Annotated in this window: 1 protein-coding gene; it reads left to right on the plus strand. The window is 68.3% G+C overall.

The genetic code is table 11. The features are described from left to right. Positions 1-511: hypothetical protein (locus tag AC07E3_RS21510; protein ID WP_478364788.1), on the plus strand; the 511-nt coding region annotated here is incomplete at both ends.

The following is a 511-nucleotide window of genomic DNA, read 5'->3' on the forward strand; positions in this document are numbered from 1 at the left end:
GGTTCGGGCGAGAGCGCGGATGGCGACGGCACGGACAATGACGACCCGTCGGAGGCGACGTCGGGCACGGTGACGTTCACGGCGCCGGATGGCGTCCAGTCGGTCAGCGTTGCCGGCACGGCGCTCGCCCTTGGCGATCCGTTCCCGCAGACGGTGTCGAGCGATGCGACGGGCACGCTGGTGGTGACGGGCTACAGCTACAATGCGGTGACGGGTCAGGGCTCGATCAGCTACACCTACACGCTGACGGACAACACGCTTGCCGATCCGGACGGCGTGTCGTTCGGCGTGACGGTGACGGATGCGGATGGCGACAGCCAGTCTGGCACGATCGCCATCGCCATCGTCGACGATGCGCCGGTTGCGGTTGCCGATACGGACAGCATCGGTGCGGGCCAGTTCGGCCCGGCGACGGGCAATGTGATCACGGATGCTGAGGGCGATGGCGGGGCCGACACGGTCGGTGCGGACGATGCCTCTGTCGTCGGCGTTGCCGTCGGCAACACGGGTG

The organism is Nitratireductor lacus (assembly GCF_056431025.1).